The organism is Brevibacillus sp. AF8 (assembly GCF_021270385.1).
Lineage (GTDB): Bacteria > Bacillota > Bacilli > Brevibacillales > Brevibacillaceae > Brevibacillus.
This window is the reverse complement of record NZ_JAGQDN010000002.1, coordinates 516,540-533,280: the sequence shown is the minus strand read 5'-3', so window position 1 is coordinate 533,280 and position 16,741 is coordinate 516,540. Positions and strand designations below refer to the sequence as shown.

Genomic DNA, 16,741 nt, shown 5'->3' with positions numbered 1-16,741 from the left:
TTTTTACTTACCCCTTCATCTTTCCCTGGTAGCAAAAAAAATAGCCAGCCAGAATTCCTCCCAGCCGACTCTTTATCATCCTTTACCCCCAAAGGGCAATGGAAATAATGCCTATCGTGATCATCAAAGACATGGACAGACGCCATACGCGTTGTCGCTCCTTTAACAAGAAGACCCCGAGCAGCGTACCAAAAACCGTACTTACCTCACGAATGGGTGCAATGGCTGCCAGCGGTGCCAATGTCATGGCAAACAAAAACAGCAGATACGAACCTGGAGACAGGACAGCACCCAGCACAATCGTTCGCCAGTTTTTTTGCCACTCACGGCGAATGAGTCCCTTCTTCCAAACGAAGACCCCTGCGACAATCAGGCAGGCAAAGTTCGTTATTTCCAATAAAGCGAATGGAGATAATTGTTGGACGATTTGCTTGTCGGTCAACGTATACCCTGTAATGCATAGTCCAACAGCAACAGCGTATCGCAGGGCGAGCGGATTCACTGGTTGTGCCTGACGATCTGTGCCAATCATCCCGCTGATGGCAAAGACTCCGATCACGATGCAAATGACGCCCAGCCATCCCGGTACAGATAAATACTCTTGAAAGAAAATCGCGCTAAAAAACGGAATGAGAAGCGTCCCCGTCCCCCTCATGATGGGGTAAACCTGTGAGATATCCCCGTATGTATACGCCTTTGAAATCAATAAGGTATAGCATCCTTGAAAGAAAAAGGACAGAAACAGAAAAAGACCTAAAGTCCATGTCAGTTGTACGTGTATCAATTCCCAAATGAGAACAGGTAAGAGGATCACGGTTGTTGGCAATGTAATCAACCATAGAAAAGCCATTTTGTTCTCACTTTTTTTCGTGAAAAGGTTCCAGACTGCGTGCGCAAGGCCAGACGATAGTACGAGCAGAATCGAAATCGATAGCATGTATGCCCCTTCTCTCTGTTGTTGTACAAATACAACTAAAGACAATAAAACACATTGCGTTTAATTGTTTTTCATTCGACGTGTACAGTATACACCCAGTCTTTGCAAAAATTAAGTATTGTTTCTGCTTATCGCCCAAAACCATTTATTGATGCTCTCAAACACACGCATCTTTTTCCATTCTCCGCATTTTGGGTTATAATGGAGGGATGACACTTCGTTCGGAGGATCTTACTACATGTTGCAAAGAGAGTTGACTCGGGAACAAGCGATACAGCTAGGCGAGCAAATCCTAATTGCCGTCGAAGGACACATCATTGAACGGGGCTATACGTACTTTTCAGATGGCGTCGTCTTCAATACACGCGTAGAACAAGGCCAATATTTGACGAGTGATGTTCAAGGCTCCGAGGTGTATCATGTTCGCCTCGATATGGAAACGGTTCAAAACAGTACTTGCACCTGCCCTTATTCGCGCATTTGCAAGCATATTGCTGCTACATTTTTTCAGATGTACAGTGTGTTCGAGAATCCTCGTACATTTTTGACCCGCTCCCAACAACCAAGACGAGCTACTTTTTCTCCTCATCTGCTGATTCCTACTTATAAATACAGCCATACCGCTCCTGCTCAACAGGATACAGCGTCTGTTTCCTCTCCGCTAAACGCGAACAGCTCCGTCAAAGAATGGTGGGCATTTTTTGAGAGCTGGACACGCAACTTGTTTGCGGCAATGGAATCGTATCGGGCTTCCTCTGAGTTATTATCGAGCTATCAAAATGTGCTGAGTGTTGCTGCCTCATGGCCGAAGGATCGGGCGCAACTCTTTGTCATTCATGCCAATCTGTTTCATCTCATGAAGCTTACACAATACGTCAAAACGTACCGCCAATCATACTGGTTTCTCGATTTGGTTCAGACCGCCGAGCGGTTATTGGATCAATTAGAAGGGACATTGTACTTTGCAGACATCCCTGCTCTTTTGGTTGACCACCAGGATGCCATCGAAGATACTCTTCAACTGACAAAGGAATTGAAAGAAAACGAAGCTACTTCCCTCTACTGGGTATTCGCCTATCAAATGTTATGGTGGATGCTATTGAAAAAGCCAGAGTGGATGCAAGAGGAGATCCATGTATTGGATCAGCTGATCAACGATGAAAACAGTTCTGCCGCCGAAAAGGAAAAAGGTCTGCTGCTCCGTGCCCACTTTCATGTGATGGAAAAGGAGGACGAAGCTGCTCTACAAATCTGGAAAAGAATGAGCCGCTTGAACCTCTCCTTCTACTTGTCCTATATGAAATCATTCGCTCGCAATGGAGAATGGCAGCGATTTCTCGATTGGACTGCCTCGTTGACGACCTTAATCGGTCAAGCCGAGACACAACAATACCGACTCGTTATCGCCATTTGGCAGGAAGCAATGGACCAAGTGGGCCGATCAGCCGAGTGTGGCGCCAAGCTGAAGCAATTCTTGCCGAGCAGTTATCACGAATATGCCGCTTATTTATATGAAGAACGACAGTTTCAGCAATGGATTGATTTGCAAATGTCGTTTCAAGTCCCCATGGCAGATATCTCGATCATGCAGGTAAAAGAAATCGAGGAAGCCGAGCCGACACTGCTCTTCCCTTTTTATTTGCGTGAGGTGAACAGACTGATTGCGGAACGGAACCGAACGGCCTACAAAGAAGCCATCAAGCTCATGAAAAGGGTAAGGACGATTTACAACAGAGCAAACCAAGATGCGCGCTGGGAACGATACGTGGAACAATTATCTGCCAAACATAATCGGTTACGTGCTTTTCAAGAAGAGCTAAGGAGAGGAAATTTCAACTTATGAAGACCGTCACTACATTGGTTCTAGACGGAGAGCTTTTGGCAGACGGACAATTCTTGATTACTGGTAAAGACACGCAAGGAACAGTGGTCGATCCAGAAGAATTGGCAGGAACACTTTTTGCGTGGGATGAGGCATCCTATTACGGAACCTTCCTGGATAAAAACGAGCATGGCGTATTGCTCAGCCCTGCCAAGGCCCTCTCCTTTTTTGTCTCCCCTCAGTGGCTTTTGCATCGGACCTATTCAGTCAGCACGCCATTTGAACAATTTGCGCATGTTGCGGGAATGATCCGCGATACACTCGCACAAGGCGCCATTGCCCCTGATTTTACTTCTTGGAAAAAAGGGCAAATCGGCTGGAGAGCCCTGCACACTCCCGCCGATTTGCCAGAGTACGGACACAGGTGGCTTTCGTTCATCGTGGAGGAATCCTTGCAAGGTACTGGCGAGATTGGACGAATGTGGGAGCAGCTATTGACGCAATATCCGGCTCTTTACGTCATGGGCGCCGAGCTTTCTCCACACCTGCAGGAACAGGAATGGTTGCAATCGATAGGCTGGCTGCCAGATACGACACCGTTTCGCACATGCTTGCAAATCGTTGAGGCCGAGGAGCACCCCAATGACTGGCAACTCCAAGTGTATTTGCAAAATCGTGAAGAGCCCGATCAGTTATTCCTCATTGAGCCACACCAGTTGACGGCTGAGGGAGTAGCCACCGCTCGCATCCCTGCTGACTGGCGTGAGCACTGGAATCGTTTTCTCACGGACCTAGCCAAATGCAAAGAGATTCTTCCTTGGCAAAAAGACACCCAGAAAAATCAAAGCCGTTTTCTCACCCGACTGACGAACGAGCAAGCATGGATCTTTTTGACATCGAGCAGTTTGCAGTTGGTGCAAGCTGGTATTCACGTCTTTTTGCCAGCATGGTGGGAACAAGTGCGTCGGGTAAAACCGAAGCTAAAAGCCAAGATTACAACCTCTGTCGGGGCTAGCAGACAGTCGTTCCTAGGTGTCTCCCAGCTCATGGATTTTGAATGGAAGCTCGCCTTGGGACCTGTAGAGCTCAGCGAAGAGGAATTTGAGGAACTCATTAAACAAAAGCAGCGCCTGTTGAAAATTCGCGGGCATTGGGTGCAATTGACTCCCGATCTATTCTTGCAGCTGCAGGAAGCGCTCAAGAAAAACCAAGCGAAAAACGGCATGTCCCTTCGCGATGTCATGAGAATGCACCTCGCCCCCACTGTAGAGGTTGAGGAGCTACCCGAGGATGAGTACGATTTCGATACTTCCCTAACGGTTGAAGTTCAGCTAAACCAGCATTTGCGAGAGCTGTTGAATCAATTGCAAGAAACGAAGCGCATCCCGATTATGGAGCAGCCATCTACTTTTCACGGGACGTTGCGCAATTATCAGCTAGAGGGCAGTTCGTGGCTGTTCTTTTTACGCCGCTTTGGGTTGGGAGCTTGTCTGGCCGATGACATGGGATTGGGGAAAACGGTTCAATTTATTACGTATTTGCTTCATGTCAAACAACATGGCCCAGCCAGTACTCCTTCTCTCTTAATTTGCCCGACCTCCGTCATAGGAAACTGGCAAAAAGAGCTGAAGCGTTTCGCTCCTTCTCTTCACGTAATGATTCACTATGGCAATGATCGTCAAAAGAAGGAGGCGTTTTTGCCAGCGATCAAGGGAGCGGATCTGGTCATTACCTCCTACGCTCTGTCCCATTTGGATGAGCAGGAGCTAGGAATGGTTACATGGGATACGATATGTCTCGACGAGGCGCAAAATATTAAAAACGCCTATACAAAGCAAGCATCCGCTGTGCGCGATTTGAAAGCATGGCACAGGATCGCTCTCACAGGCACTCCGATCGAAAATCGCCTGAGTGAGCTCTGGTCCATTTTCGACTTCTTGAATCCTGGCTACCTGGGAAGTCTCGGGGAATTTACCCAGCGTTTTGTCCATCCCATCGAACGAGACCAAGACCAGCAGCTCATCAATCAAGTGCAACGACTCATTCAGCCTTTCCTGCTCCGTCGGGTGAAAACCGATCCGAACATTCAGCTCGATTTGCCAGACAAGAATGAGAGCAAGGAATATGTACCGCTGACTACCGAGCAAGGCGCACTTTATGAGACCGCGATTCAAGATATGTTTGATCGTATGGAAAAAGCTTCACCTATGGAACGGCGCGGTCTGATTCTGACGACACTGACACGTCTCAAACAATTGTGTGACCATCCTGCCCTCATTTTGAATGAAATCGCAACAACAGATGAAGCCAGTCGCTCGCACAAATTGGAAAGACTGTTGGAATTGGTAGAGGATATTCGCCAAAAGAAAGAGCGTTGTCTGATTTTTACCCAATACATCGAAATGGGCAATTTGCTTCAACGAGTGCTGACGCGAGAAGGCTATGGACCTGTCTACTTCCTAAATGGAGCCACAAAGAAAGAAAAACGCGATGAGATGATCGCTCGTTTTCAAGACTCGACACTTCCGGACGAGGAACGCGGGGCCATCTTCATCCTTTCCTTGCGTGCGGGTGGAACTGGCTTGAATTTGACGGAAGCCAACCACGTCATTCACGTAGATCGCTGGTGGAATCCTGCGGTAGAAAATCAGGCCACTGACCGTGCTCATCGCATAGGACAACAGCGCAATGTTCACGTCTACAAATTCATCTCGCTCGGGACAATTGAGGAACGTATTGATGAGATGATGGAGAGAAAGCTATCGTTGAGCCAGCAAATTGTCGGGACGGGCGAAAGCTGGATCACGGAGCTATCCACGGAAGAACTGCGGGACTTGTTCACCCTGCGGCATGATTGGCTAGACACGAAAGGATAGATGGAGAATGGAGCGAGCGAATCAAAACGATAGCAATTCCACTATGCGCCGCCCTACAGAAGAGCCTAAGCTGCCCGAGGCATGGCTGCGTTTTTTGGAAGCCGTTCAACAACAATTTTCCGATAACCAAACAAAGAAAGACTAAGTGAGAAAAACCCAAGGCCTGATCACGTTATGGATCGAGCCTTGGGTTTGATTTTCCAAGTGGAAAGGAAATCTCCACTGTCGTTCCTTTATTCGGGGTACTTGAAAAATGGATGTACCCGTCGTGTGCTTGCATGATTTTATAACAAATCATAAGTCCTAGCCCGGTCCCCTTTTCTTTTGTGCTATAAAAAGGCTCCCCTAATCGTTTCAACCGTTCTTCCGCCATACCGCAGCCTTGATCAATAATTTTAATCATCACTTGCTCACTTTTTTTATGCCTTGCCACGATGCGAATCGTCCCACCATCCTGCATCGACTCAACGGAGTTCGACAGAAGGTTCATGAAAAGCTGTTGAATTTGATTCTGATCGCACCAAATCCTAGTCCCTTCCACTTCCTTGACATCCAGCATCAAATGATGACGCTCTAGCTTTGCTTGCATGAATCGTGTAACTTGCCGCAGCAAATCCGTTAGATTTTGTGATTCGTACGGTTCTGTGCACTCTCTTGATAAAAAGACGTATTCTCGCAGGACACTCTCTAATTGGTGAAATTCAGCCTGCATAATATCAAAGTATTCCCGCTTCCATTGGTCTCGACGAAGCAATTGGACGAAGCCTTTGATGGAAGTTACCGGGTTTCGTATTTCGTGCGCAACCCCGGCAGCCATTTGCCCAATGACGGATAGCTTGTCTATCTTTTGTAAAAACTCTTCTGTTTGCACGTGCTTCGTGTGATTTCGAATAATAAAGATGACTTGGTTCGTCTCATGACCTTCACGAATAACCGGGGTGCCTTTTGCCTCCAGCGTGATCTTTTTGCCATTCCGGTCCGGGCAACTAAATGTAATGAGACGAGGCTGCTTCTCCATCGTGATCTGACGAATCGTTTGCATAACAAGCCTGCCCGTTTCCAGCGGTAGTACAGCTAGCAGGTGTCGATTCACGACTTCATCAGGAGCAATTGCCATGACAGATTGAACGGCTGGCGAAATATACGTGATCATCCCCTGACTGTTGATGATCACGATAATATCCGACAAGTTTTCTGCGATCAATCGATAGGGTGATTCGGTCACAGGTTGTTGCTTGCGAAGAACGTCTCCTCGCTCACTATGGTCCACTTCGTATGGATCAAGAGCTCGGTGCTGTCCACCATTGAGTAATAGAAAAGCACTGTTCCTAAACCTTTCCTCACGCTTCAACACACGAGCCAGATCTTCGGCAGGCATGGGCTCACTAAACCAAAATCCTTGAGCAGAATCACAACCAAGCTGCCAAAGAAAATCCAGTTGCTCTTGCGTCTCTACACCTTCTGCCGTTACTTGCACGCCTAGACTTCGTGCCATCGCCATGACAGTTTTAATAACGGTCGCCTGTGTGACATCGCTCATACATTCCCTCACACAGGATTGATCGATTTTTAGTTTGTTCATGGCAAAGCGGGATAGATGTTGAATGCTGCTATAGCCCTTCCCAAAATCATCCAGGCTAATTTTCACACCGATTCTTTTTAGTTCTGCTAAAATCTCGATGGTACGCTCCCCATCTCTGGTCGAATCCTCGGTAAATTCCAGCTCCAAATAGTGAGGCTGCAGGTTTGTTTCATCTAAGATCGCTTGAATCCTGCTACCCACCTGGTCCGATTCCAAGGTAGAGGATGATAGATTCACACATGTCACAAGCGGTGGTAGTCCAGCGTCCTGCCAAGCTTTGTTCTGCTGGCAAGCCGTTCTGATTACCCATTCCTCTACCAATAGAATCAACCCGCTCTTTTCTGCTAACAACAATATCCATTCCGGGGGCAGCAGCCCTTTTTGATGATGGTTCCATCTTACCAGAGCTTCTGCTCCGATTATTTTGCCTGTTCTCAGGTGGTAGAGTGGCTGATAATACAAGCTCAGTTGCTGCTCGACAACTGCTTGCTGAAAATCACGAACGTAGCGATCCAGTTCCTTTTGGTTCATTTTCTGTATACGAACCACGCCTTCCTGGAAATCATTCTGATTTTTCTAACTTTATCCTTGACTCTACTTTATAGGAAGAGGCTAGCCCATGTCCATACGTCGACGATGTATAGAAAAAACCCTCCGCAAAGGGAGGGGCCGCTACGTATGAATTCTCATCAGAGCGCGCTCTTCTTCTTTTATCCGCGGACAGGTATAGCAATACTTTTGCTCCCCCGTCTTATAGTACAAACAGCATTGATTCTTGATCCGCACTTTCGCTTTGGGGTCACGCATATCCTCGATCCAGCGCACTTTCACGCGAAACGGATTTTTTGGCAATCCAAAGCTCTCGCCTTCCAGCTGATTACAGAGAACATCGTAATCAGCCTTCACTTGTTGCTTGACGCTATCCTGTTCTACCAACGCCACAAAAACATCTGTATAGTAATTGAACTTGGTTGGGAACTGTCCCCAAAGCATCGCTTCCGGGTTTCCTGTTACCTTTGCAAGAGTCGTGAGCAACGGATGCAGGAAGTCTTGGAAATACGCACGATAGCATTCCTCGAGCCAGATTGCGCGTTCTGCTTCGCTGGTAGGCGCTTCTACGATCTCATATGCCGGGATCACAAAGACGAATTGCGGATAGTCATCCTCGTAAAACAATTCAATCGTCATATTATCCAGCGTCATTGTAAGTGCACGGTTCCAGACAGAGATCATGTACAAAAGACCGAGTGAAGGGCTCGTGAGCCAACTGCTGATGTAAGTACCAGCAGCAGTCAGCTCATGTGCCTTGATTAGCGGCGCATAGATTTGTACAAGCTCATTCATATGTTTCAGGTCTACCAAATCTCTTGCCTTCATCGAAAATAAGGCATTGGGTCTCGGTTTTGAAGAAATATCAAACCGTTGTGCAATAAAATCGTCATCCCATTCTAGCATCACGATCTCCCTCTCTATTCCTTATCAAGAAAAAACGCTGTTTGACTGATCAAGGTATGTGCCGAACTGCGCCTTATACAGTCTGCTATAGATGCCTTCACGGGCCAAGAGCTGATCATGACTTCCTTGCTCCGTAATGCCTTGTTCCGTTACAACGATAATGCGATCTGCATTTTTAATGGTAGCCAATCTGTGCGCGATCACCAATGTCGTACGTCCTTTGGACAGTTCCTGCAAGGACTGCTGGATCGCCGCCTCCGTTTCGGTATCGAGTGCAGAGGTAGCTTCATCCAAAATCAGGATCGGCGGGTTTTTCAAGAACATGCGCGCAATCGCCAGTCTTTGTTTTTGACCACCGGACAATTTGACTCCGCGTTCACCAATGATCGTCTCCAGACCAGCGGGCTGAGAACGGATAAACTCTTCTAGTTTAGCCAGACGCGCTGCCTCCCAGATCTCCTCCTCTGAAGCATTTAGTTTTCCGTACACGATATTTTCGCGAATCGTCCCTGAAAAGAGGAACACATCTTGCTGAACGATCCCGATTTGGCTGCGCAATGACGCTAACGTGATTTCGCGAATGTCCATTCCATCGATGGTGATGCTGCCTCCGTCGATCTCATAAAATCTCGGCAAGAGGCTGCACAGCGTGGTTTTTCCTGCTCCAGAAGGGCCTACAAATGCAATGGTCTCGCCCGCCCGGATGTTCAAATCAATGTTTTGCAAAACAGAAGACTCTTGGTCGTAGCTAAACGAAACATTCTTGTACGAGATATCGCCCTTCAACGACTCTACCTGGATGGCATCCGGAGCATCCGCAATATCCGGTGCTGTGTCCATGATTTCGATGTAGCGCTTAAAACCGGCAATCCCTTTTGGATAGCTCTCGATAATCGCATTAATTTTCTCCAACGGACGGAAAAATACATTCGTTAACAGCAAGAAAGCGACAAATTCACCGTAGGTCAGTTCACCTTGAATAACAAACCAGCTGCCGCAAATCAAGACGAACAAATTGACTAAGCGCATCAGCACGTAACTGACGGAAATATTTTGGGCCATGATTTTGTAGGACAACAGCTTGGTGATACGGAAACGCTGGTTGTTCTCTGCAAATCTTTTGTTTTCAAATTTCTCATTGGCAAAAGCCTGTACCACACGCATTCCGCCTACGTTATCCTCAACACGTGCGTTGAAATCCGCCATGTCGCCGTACAGACGATGGAACGCACCCGTCATCTTGCGGTTGAAGTGAACAACGAAGAATATCAAGAGCGGAATCACCAAAAACGTAAGCAGCGCCATTTCTTCATTAATATTGAACATCAAAAGAAAAGCACCAATCAGCGTCATCACGGCGATAAACAAATCTTCCGGACCGTGGTGAGCGACCTCCCCGATCTCCATCAAGTCATTCGTTAGGCGAGATAGCAGATGCCCCGTCTTGGTATTATCGAAAAAGCGGAAAGAGAGCTTTTGAATATGGTCGTACAGCTTCTTACGCATATCCGTCTCGATGTTAATTCCAAGCATATGTCCCCAGTACGTGACGACATAGTTCATCCCGGCGTTGAGACCATACAAAGCCAAAAGGCCAATGCACGCCCATACGATCATGTTCCAATCCTTGCTTGGAAGTAATTGATCGACAACCATGTTCACTGCAAGCGGAAATCCCAACTCCAACAAAGCAACAAAAACTGCACACGTGAAGTCGAGGATGAATAATCCACGATAAGGCCGATAGTAAGAAAAAAATCTGCGAAGCATTGAAGCAGCACTCCTCTCTCAAGAACAACATCAATCAAGTGTTTGATTTTGAAAATCATTTTCATTATATATGGATTTGACTTTTATATCGATGTTTTATTGGAATTTTTTTCTTCGCGGAGCACATTGGCAAAAAAAAACGGTTCGAATCTCCTTATCCATCAAGGAATCAGAGGCTCGAACCTGAATATTACTCAGCGTAAATCTTGATAAGCGGGCACCCCACCCGCCCCTTTGGGAGACGGCGCGAAGCTGTTCCAAGCCCTCCTACTTTGATGCTAAGATTGGGTGCTTTAATAGATCAACATCTTTTATACAATTCATGATGTTTTGAACCCTTTCTTTACAGCTGCTTATACTAGGTACATTTGGTGTGCTTATTAAAGTATGTACAGCTTGGTTGTTTGTATTGAAAAAGTGCATCGTGCATGCTTATTTAACCTCTACACTTTTATGAGAAACTTATCACCTCCTTTTTTGGTGCAGAAGGTACAAATTTTAAAGCTCTTTTACTTCTCCTGTTTGAGCATTGATTTGTAGAATAGTATCTGTTTTATGATCATAGTCGGTTGCCTTTATCAGCCAATGATCTTTCTGTCCACTTGCACTTTTAATAATGATTCCATCATTATGTGTGCTCTTTAAGTAATTGATTGCGTGCTGAATCGCACTTTTTTCATCCATCTGATTAATAGGATTTTTGCTTTCTTCATTAATTACAAGTTTACTGAGTTCTGCGCCACTGGGATAAGACTGTGCTGATGGTGTCGTTGACCATGTAGAAACTGTGTGACCAACTTCGATTTCATCAAACGAGATACTATTCCCCTTGCTATCGAGGAATACGGCTTCTTCTTTTGGGAAATACCACTCTGCTGCATAGAAATTCTCATCGCTCGTCTTGGTTTCATCATTTTCTATAACTAAGAGACCTTTTTTTTCAAAATCTTTTTCAGTTACGTATCCTGTTAATGCTTGCTTTTCAACATTCTTGTGATTAGTTGCACATCCAGTTATAAGTAATGCTGCAATGATTACTATCAAAGCCTTTTTCAATGTGCTCATTTCCTTTCTTATTCCCCATGAGAAACCCTTCCCTCATGGGGAACTTTATTTCAACTAGTTACCAGTAAAAATTGAATCAATGTTAAAATAATCCTCTATTTCGCTAATATGTGTGTAAACTCCAGTATCTGCGCTATGAACTCCTATTGCTGTTCCACCGTAAAATATAGGCCCTCCGCTATCCCCTGGTACTTCTGAATAACTAACTTGTCTCATATTAGTAAAGTATTGCTTGTCTCCATTTGGGCTTTCTATACTCCCCCTCCAATTAGTTGATTTCAACGTTCCACACTGCAAACTGTATCTCCAATGGTTTCATCCCTTGTTCTTTGAACCTCTGTAATAGTATTGTATTCTGATTTATAATTTCCAAAAACATAGTAAGTAGCATCGTCAGATCCGTTTGTTAGTTCAATGAGTGCTGCATCTACACTCCCACCGAAATTAAAATCTGCGGTTTTACCAAACCTTTCTCCTCCTTGCTGAAATCTATCCCCAACATTTTCTGTGCAGTGTCTAGCAGTTAAAACATAAAAATCGTTATCCTTTTGCACTGAAAACGCAGAAGTGCAATTTCGGTCTTCTGTAGTATTTTTTATTCTTAAACCAGCTTGAATTGGTCTAAATTTGTCGCTTGGTTGAGCCTGAGCTTTGCGAGCTTCTTCGTTCTTTGGTACCATGACACACTTCGTCGACCAATTTTCCTTTCAGGATGATCCCCAGCAGATTATTATTGACTTTTCTCGTTCCCATGTCTGGGATTTGTCAGCTGTCACGGCTATCTCGAAAGTCGTAGAGAAATACAGACAGTTGGACAAATTCGTCTTTATCACCGGACTTAATGATGAAAGCAAGCGGTTAAAGCAAGCGGTTGATTGATCGTGTGGGTATTCGTACTCCTGCCGGACATTAACCTGCCGTTTTAAATGGAAATCCCCTAACGGATACAAGAGCTTTATCTCTTGTCGTTAGGGGATTTTCTTTTGTCCGAATGAAGTCAAGTTTTCCTCTTATTTCATTTTTGCAATAGTCCGATCATATTTCCGAATTGGTCAGCATCATTTTGCAGTGCTAGAATGATCAATAACAATATTCCTGCTTTTTAACTGCAAAGGTTGTGACAGAAAGATGGAATTTTCTTGGAAACGTAATTTGATTGTGTTATGGATTGGGGTATTTTTCTGTAGCACCGCCTACTCCATCTCGATCCCTTTCCTGCCCATCTTCCTCCATACTTCACTGGGGGTCAATGAGCATCTGGAAGCCTGGTCCGGTATTTCGTTTGGCATCACATTTTTGGCAAGTGCACTTATTTCGCCATTTTGGGGCTCGCTTGCGGACAAATATGGACGAAAGCCAATGTTGATTCGGTCTGGATTTAGCCTCGCTTTGCTGTATTTTTTGACGTATTTGATTACGGACCCTTATTTGTTTCTTGTGTTACGGATCTTCCAGGGTTTGCTTGCCGGCTACGTACCTGCCGCCATTGCGCTGGTAGCGACGAATACACCAGAAAAAAACGTCGGGTATGCACTGGGGATTATGGCGACTTCGGGAGCAACAGGAGGAATCATCGGTCCGTTGGTTGGCGGTGTCGTCAGTCACGTATGGGGAAACGCAGAAGCTTTTATTTTTTCAGGATTTGTCGTCCTCGTAGCAGCGCTGATCGCTACTTTCTTCGTGAAGGAAACGAACTTCAACCGCTCCGGCAGTCGATCTAGTGTACGAGAAGATTTGCGGGCTGCAATGGCAAACCGGCCTTTGATGTCCATATTAGGTATGAGCCTGATGGTCACGATTTCCGTTATGCTTCTTGAGCCTTTGTTAACCGTGTATGTTATGCAATTGGGCGCTTCGCAACAAGACGCATCCCTCAGCTCCGGCATCATTTTTGCGGCGGTGGGCATCGCAACCGTCATTGCAGCTCCACAATGGGGAAAGCTCGGGTCAAAGGTTGGCTATTCCAAAATCTTGTTCATCGGCTTAATGGGTGGAGCGATCGGAAATTTACTGCAATTTTTCTTCACCAATCTGTATGGATTTGGCATTTTGCGCTTCGCGTACGGACTGTTTTTTGCCGCTGTTTATCCGTCGATCAATGCCATGATTGTAAAAGTCACAGAACCAGAATTTCGCGGCAGAGCGTTTAGCCTGAACCAATCCTCGACGCAGCTCGCAACAATGATGGGACCGATCATTGGCGGCGTTCTCGGAGGACTCATCCCGATTCGCTTTGTTTTTATCATCAATGGTATCGCGCTATTGATTACTGCCATCATGATTCGATCCAAACGATCACAATTGGCCGGACAGCCGTTGAAGCAGCAGACAACGGAGCGCCAGCTAGCAACGAAGTAACGTGTGTAGCATATTCACAAGCGTAAACTCCCTCTCATGCGTACAGGTGAACACCTTGCGTTGACAGAAGGGAGTTTTTTCACGTGATCCCGCCTTTCCTTCCACGATTGTATTCGCTACAATAGTAATTACATACGCCATGGAACGACCCGCATATTCCGATTTGACGAAACCACTCATTTTGTCTGAGGAAAGGGGTAACACGTACATGTCGGGGAAAACGGTGATTTTGCTTGTTCTGATCATTATTGGGCTAATCTGTATCAATCTGTTTGTGTCCAACGGTTTCATTCGACTGCTTGCCATCGCAGGAATTTTAGGGATTACCTTTGTCCTGCAGGGGGCCGTGATTCGAAGGAGATGAAGCTGACGATTACCAGCGAAGGCGATTTAGACTAGACCGTCACGCTGGCTTTATCATGAAAACAACAGCGGGCTCGGTTGAAAACGATACTCCTAGCCCGCCGCTGTTCCATTCGCGCAACCTACTCGTGCTCTTTCTCCCTTTCATGATCGGACGAGCACAATCTTCCCACGCACTCTACCCGTTTGACTAAAGAGATGCGCATCGCGAACCCCCTCAATCGTCATTGGATATATCTTCGTCAAAAACGGCTTTACATGTTTGGCTTCCACTAGCTCACGAATACGATTCATGTTTGTCCCATCTGGACGCGTAAACACAAAAGTAACATCCAGCTCTCGTTCTTTCTCAAACGCATCCGCGAACGAAGGTTTCTTGGCATCGCGCTCGCTGATAATGGTGGCCACTCTTCCTTGCTGCTTCATCAATCTTATAGCTTCTCCGTACGCTTCTCCACCCAACGTGTCCAGCATGAATGTAAATTGCGCAGAGGTATGAAGTGCTCCCTGGTCATACACGATGACTTCATCTGCTCCCAGCTCACGGACATAATCGCTGTTTTTGGAGCTCGTTGTTGTTGCCACATAGGCACCTAGCGCTTTTGCTAGCTGGATCGCCATGGAACCGATCCCGCCGCTCCCCCCCAACACAAGGACTTTTTCTCCCGCTTGTACCTTCCCTACCTCCACCAATGCCTGCCAAACCGTTAGTCCAACCAGCGGAAGTGAAGCCGCTTCTGCATACGACAAACCACGTGGCATCGGGGCTACGATATTCGCCGGAACGACCATTTCATCTGCGTATGTCCCTTCCCTTTCCAGCTCCGGACGAAAGAAGACATCATCCCCGATTTGAAAATCCTGCACATTCGTACCAACAGCCTTTACCGTGCCCGCCGCATCCCACCCTAAAATAAGTGGCAGTTCAAAAGGAAAATCTGCTTGCAGCAGACCTTCCCTCACCTTCCAATCGACAGGATTTACCCCGCTCGCTTTTATTGAAATGAGCATATCCTCCGGTCCGATCGGCTTTGTTGGCAGTTCAATTTCTGTTAGCTGTTGGATGTCGCCGTATTGCTTGATGCCAATTCCTCTCATCGAACTTCCCCTTTTCATTCGGCTATTTTTTGCAATTGGTTTTCGATGTGACTCTCTCCCCATTCGCACATGACATCTAAGACCTTCGAAAGTGTCTTGCCGTACTCCGTCAATTCATATTCGACGCGTGGGGGAACCTGCTGATACACATTGCGGGTAATGATGTTGTCCGCTTCCAATTCTCGCAGTTGCTGCGTTAACATTTTTTGCGTGATGGCAGGCATTGCGCGTTTCAATTCGCTTGTCCGCTTTGTCCCTTTTGCCAACAAGCAGAGGATTACTACTTTCCATTTCCCTCCAATGACTTCCAATGTTGCTTCTACAGGGATATTGTATTTTTGCATGTCCTCCCCTCCTCATAAAAGATGTTTTCAAACCTGCTCCGGTGTATCGATATGGGCCGGGAAATATGGAAGTACTTCTTGTCCAAGCTCATCGATGACCTCGTCAATAGGACGCTGGCTAGGGAACAAGGCGAAGAACAAATGATTGACGCCGACCTCTTGATACATGGCCAACAGTTCTATAAGCATCTTTCTTCCGACCCGGTACCCTAATCGAATCGGCGTGACCGACTCATCCGGGTTTTCTGCAAGATCCAGATGAAGAGGCTGAATAAACGGCTTGAATACACCTGGATGATATTTCTGGACAAGCTCTCTCCATTCCTGGATGGCATGTGCTTGGTTGTATGGGTCACGCGGATAATAAATCCACCCATCTCCGTTTTGCGCGAACCAGTCCATCGTTTGTTGACTGTACCCCGTGATAAAAGTAGGAATGGGCGCAGTCGATTTAGGCACCAGATTCGCTCCATTAATCATACCGTATGGAGAGTTGATTTTTGGGAAATCCTCTGCCATGACCTTCTGCAAGTAGTCGTAGCCATCGCGAAACAGCTCTGCACGCTGTTCATGGGGCACATTCAATCCATGAAAATCTGCCCGTCTGTCTCCTGAAGAAATCCCCATCATCAAACGTTGGGGAAACAAATTTTCGATGGTCGCTGTCTCTTTTGCCACTCGCAACGGATGACGCAGTGGAAGCACGATACTCGAGGTACCGAAAGCGATTTTTTTGGTTTGCGCAGCCAAATAGGTTAAATAAATCATCATGTCATAAATTTGCCCGGTTGCGGGGTCACCAAAAGCAGGGTCCTGCAAAATCACATCGCGCAGCCAGATTCCGGTAAAGCCGTAGTCTTCTGCCGCTTGAACGAGTTCAACCTGTCGCTCCATTGTCGGTGCTTCCCATTCGTATGCCTCCAGCGGAATGTGAAATCCCAAGGTCATCTTCCCTTCTTGGAACATTCGCTGAAAACCATAGTGACCGTCGAATTTGCTCATCGATGCTCTCTCCTCACGTGATGTTTTTGGAAACCAACGGCGGACACAGTGCTTTCATCCATCCGCCGT

Annotated in this window: 16 protein-coding genes; 6 read left to right on the top strand and 10 right to left on the bottom strand. The window is 46.4% G+C overall.

Features of this window, described 5'->3' with window-relative positions; translation table 11 throughout:
• Positions 1-82: 82 nt before the first annotated feature.
• On the bottom strand, positions 83-937 hold the full coding sequence (locus KB186_RS05810) for a DMT family transporter (protein ID WP_232773223.1): 855 nt from the start codon (positions 935-937) through the stop codon (positions 83-85).
• A 238-nt stretch (positions 938-1,175) separates the two neighbouring features.
• Here KB186_RS05810 and KB186_RS05805 point away from each other — a divergent pair, with 238 nt between their 5' ends.
• The 3 genes from KB186_RS05805 to KB186_RS05795 are packed head-to-tail and all read left to right on the top strand — an operon-like array spanning position 1,176 to position 5,780.
• A complete protein-coding gene (locus KB186_RS05805; RefSeq protein WP_173609373.1) occupies positions 1,176-2,780 on the top strand; it encodes an SWIM zinc finger family protein in 1,605 nt (534 codons plus the stop codon).
• Positions 2,777-5,635, top strand: coding sequence for a DEAD/DEAH box helicase (locus KB186_RS05800; protein WP_232773222.1), 2,859 nt, complete (start codon positions 2,777-2,779; stop codon positions 5,633-5,635). The genes KB186_RS05805 and KB186_RS05800 overlap by 4 nt, the downstream gene beginning before the upstream one ends.
• A 7-nt stretch (positions 5,636-5,642) precedes the next feature.
• On the top strand, positions 5,643-5,780 hold the full coding sequence (locus tag KB186_RS05795; RefSeq protein ID WP_173609375.1) for a hypothetical protein: 138 nt from the start codon (positions 5,643-5,645) through the stop codon (positions 5,778-5,780).
• 27 nt (positions 5,781-5,807) lie between these two features.
• Here KB186_RS05795 and KB186_RS05790 read toward each other — a convergent pair whose 3' ends face one another.
• The 6 genes from KB186_RS05790 to KB186_RS05770 form a co-directional block, all read right to left on the bottom strand.
• Entirely contained in the window at positions 5,808-7,766 is a 1,959-nt protein-coding gene (locus KB186_RS05790) for an EAL domain-containing protein (RefSeq protein WP_232773221.1), read from the bottom strand.
• Positions 7,767-7,889: 123 nt separating this feature from the next.
• Positions 7,890-8,672, bottom strand: a complete 783-nt coding sequence (locus KB186_RS05785; RefSeq protein WP_232773220.1) for a Fe-S oxidoreductase — start codon at positions 8,670-8,672, stop codon at positions 7,890-7,892.
• A gap of 24 nt (positions 8,673-8,696) precedes the next feature.
• On the bottom strand, positions 8,697-10,442 hold the full coding sequence (locus KB186_RS05780) for an ABC transporter ATP-binding protein (RefSeq protein WP_232773219.1): 1,746 nt from the start codon (positions 10,440-10,442) through the stop codon (positions 8,697-8,699).
• Between the two features lie 498 nt (positions 10,443-10,940).
• Positions 10,941-11,507 carry a DUF3221 domain-containing protein gene (locus KB186_RS05775; protein ID WP_232773218.1) on the bottom strand — a complete coding sequence of 189 codons (567 nt, stop codon included), beginning with the start codon at positions 11,505-11,507 and terminating at the stop codon, positions 10,941-10,943.
• A gap of 54 nt (positions 11,508-11,561) precedes the next feature.
• Positions 11,562-11,789 (bottom strand): trypsin-like serine protease, encoded by a 228-nt coding sequence (locus tag KB186_RS28410; protein ID WP_370646651.1) that lies wholly within the window; start codon positions 11,787-11,789, stop codon positions 11,562-11,564.
• Positions 11,786-12,187, bottom strand: a complete 402-nt coding sequence (locus tag KB186_RS05770; RefSeq protein ID WP_232773217.1) for a S1 family peptidase — start codon at positions 12,185-12,187, stop codon at positions 11,786-11,788. The genes KB186_RS28410 and KB186_RS05770 overlap by 4 nt, the downstream gene beginning before the upstream one ends.
• Here KB186_RS05770 and KB186_RS05765 point away from each other — a divergent pair.
• The 3 genes from KB186_RS05765 (at position 12,186) to KB186_RS05755 (ending at position 14,229) form a co-directional block, all read left to right on the top strand.
• Positions 12,186-12,386 (top strand): STAS domain-containing protein, encoded by a 201-nt coding sequence (locus KB186_RS05765; RefSeq protein ID WP_229088048.1) that lies wholly within the window; start codon positions 12,186-12,188, stop codon positions 12,384-12,386. The genes KB186_RS05770 and KB186_RS05765 overlap by 2 nt on opposite strands.
• Positions 12,387-12,635: 249 nt before the next feature.
• Positions 12,636-13,865, top strand: coding sequence for an MFS transporter (locus KB186_RS05760; protein WP_173609381.1), 1,230 nt, complete (start codon positions 12,636-12,638; stop codon positions 13,863-13,865).
• Positions 13,866-14,073: 208 nt separating this feature from the next.
• A complete protein-coding gene (locus KB186_RS05755) occupies positions 14,074-14,229 on the top strand; it encodes a hypothetical protein (protein WP_173609382.1) in 156 nt (51 codons plus the stop codon).
• A 143-nt stretch (positions 14,230-14,372) separates the two neighbouring features.
• Here the strand turns inward: KB186_RS05755 and KB186_RS05750 are convergent, their stop codons facing one another.
• Genes KB186_RS05750 through KB186_RS05740 form a run of 3 tightly spaced genes read right to left on the bottom strand, consistent with a single transcriptional unit; the run spans position 14,373 to position 16,672 of the window.
• Positions 14,373-15,326 carry an NADP-dependent oxidoreductase gene (locus tag KB186_RS05750; RefSeq protein ID WP_232773216.1) on the bottom strand — a complete coding sequence of 318 codons (954 nt, stop codon included), beginning with the start codon at positions 15,324-15,326 and terminating at the stop codon, positions 14,373-14,375.
• Positions 15,327-15,340: 14 nt separating this feature from the next.
• On the bottom strand, positions 15,341-15,670 hold the full coding sequence (locus tag KB186_RS05745) for a winged helix-turn-helix transcriptional regulator (RefSeq protein ID WP_173609384.1): 330 nt from the start codon (positions 15,668-15,670) through the stop codon (positions 15,341-15,343).
• A 27-nt stretch (positions 15,671-15,697) separates the two neighbouring features.
• Positions 15,698-16,672, bottom strand: coding sequence for an LLM class oxidoreductase (locus KB186_RS05740; RefSeq protein WP_173609385.1), 975 nt, complete (start codon positions 16,670-16,672; stop codon positions 15,698-15,700).
• Positions 16,673-16,741 lie beyond the last annotated feature (69 nt).

What these genes read in the sequence shown, in the direction of transcription:
- KB186_RS05810 (WP_232773223.1), bottom strand. Translation starts at nt 937, where the DNA reads ATGCTATCGATTTCGATTCTGCTCGTACTATCGTCTGGCCTTGCGCAC.
- KB186_RS05805 (WP_173609373.1), top strand. Translation starts at nt 1,176, where the DNA reads ATGTTGCAAAGAGAGTTGACTCGGGAACAAGCGATACAGCTAGGCGAG.
- KB186_RS05800 (WP_232773222.1), top strand. Translation starts at nt 2,777, where the DNA reads ATGAAGACCGTCACTACATTGGTTCTAGACGGAGAGCTTTTGGCAGAC.
- KB186_RS05795 (WP_173609375.1), top strand. Translation starts at nt 5,643, where the DNA reads ATGGAGCGAGCGAATCAAAACGATAGCAATTCCACTATGCGCCGCCCT.
- KB186_RS05785 (WP_232773220.1), bottom strand. Translation starts at nt 8,672, where the DNA reads ATGCTAGAATGGGATGACGATTTTATTGCACAACGGTTTGATATTTCT.
- KB186_RS05780 (WP_232773219.1), bottom strand. Translation starts at nt 10,442, where the DNA reads ATGCTTCGCAGATTTTTTTCTTACTATCGGCCTTATCGTGGATTATTC.
- KB186_RS05775 (WP_232773218.1), bottom strand. Translation starts at nt 11,507, where the DNA reads ATGAGCACATTGAAAAAGGCTTTGATAGTAATCATTGCAGCATTACTT.
- KB186_RS05765 (WP_229088048.1), top strand. Translation starts at nt 12,186, where the DNA reads ATGACACACTTCGTCGACCAATTTTCCTTTCAGGATGATCCCCAGCAG.
- KB186_RS05770 (WP_232773217.1), bottom strand. Translation starts at nt 12,187, where the DNA reads ATGGTACCAAAGAACGAAGAAGCTCGCAAAGCTCAGGCTCAACCAAGC.
- KB186_RS05760 (WP_173609381.1), top strand. Translation starts at nt 12,636, where the DNA reads ATGGAATTTTCTTGGAAACGTAATTTGATTGTGTTATGGATTGGGGTA.
- KB186_RS05755 (WP_173609382.1), top strand. Translation starts at nt 14,074, where the DNA reads ATGTCGGGGAAAACGGTGATTTTGCTTGTTCTGATCATTATTGGGCTA.
- KB186_RS05750 (WP_232773216.1), bottom strand. Translation starts at nt 15,326, where the DNA reads ATGAGAGGAATTGGCATCAAGCAATACGGCGACATCCAACAGCTAACA.
- KB186_RS05745 (WP_173609384.1), bottom strand. Translation starts at nt 15,670, where the DNA reads ATGCAAAAATACAATATCCCTGTAGAAGCAACATTGGAAGTCATTGGA.
- KB186_RS05740 (WP_173609385.1), bottom strand. Translation starts at nt 16,672, where the DNA reads ATGAGCAAATTCGACGGTCACTATGGTTTTCAGCGAATGTTCCAAGAA.